This window comes from Mitsuaria sp. TWR114 (genome assembly GCF_007997345.1).
This window is the reverse complement of sequence record NZ_VOSR01000695.1, coordinates 1-863: the sequence shown is the minus strand read 5'-3', so window position 1 is coordinate 863 and position 863 is coordinate 1. Positions and strand designations below refer to the sequence as shown.

Genomic DNA, 863 nt, shown 5'->3' with positions numbered 1-863 from the left:
GCGATGCCGGCATCGTTGTCCTGGCCGCGTTCGAACGCGTTGGCCGAGACCACCGCCACGGCGGGCGCCTGCACGCCCAGGTCACCCAGCATGCGCCGCAGCCGCCGGATCGTCTCCCAGCCGTCGATGCCCGGCATCGCCAGGTCCATCAGCACCGCGTCGGGCACCCAGCCGGCGGCGACCAGGTCCAGCGCGTCGTGACCGCTGCAAGCCTCGCGCACGGTGAAGCCCAGCGGCTCCAGCAGTTCGATCAGCAGCTGGCGGTCGTCCGATTCGTTGTCGACCACCAGCACCCGTGGCGACGCGCCGTCCAGGCCGATGCGTTCCTTCGCGACGCGTCGCATGCGCGGCGTGTCCCAGATGCGGCCGTGCAGTTCCGGCAGGAACAGCCGCACCCGGAAGGTCGAGCCCTGGCCCGGCGTGCTGGTCGCGGACATCTCGCCGCCCATCAGCTCGGTCAGCATCTTCGCGATGGTCAGCCCCAGTCCCGCGCCCGGCGCGCCACCGGTGCCGCGGGTTCCGCGCGCGAAGGGCTCGAAGATGCGCGCCAGCTCCGCGGCGTCCATGCCGGGGCCGGTGTCGGCGATCTCCAGCGTCGCCATCTCACGGCCGTGGCGCACCCGCAGCGTGACCTCGCCCGCGGCGGTGAACTTGATCGCGTTGCCCAGCAGGTTGATGAGGATCTGCCGCAGCCGCTGCTCGTCGGCGCGCACCCAGCCGGGCAGCGCGCCCTGCGGCTCGAAGCGGAAGCCCAGCCCCTTGGCCGCGGCCTGCGGCTCGAACATGTCGGCCAGCTCGCGCAGCAGCTCGTCGAAGCGGACCGGCCCCGGCTCCAGGCTCAGCCGGCCGGCCTCGATGCGGGC

1 protein-coding gene is annotated in these 863 nt (G+C 73.2%); it reads right to left on the bottom strand.

The features are described from left to right. The coding region (locus FUT87_RS22560; protein WP_147242461.1) for an ATP-binding protein at positions 1-863 on the bottom strand (863 nt) is incomplete at both ends.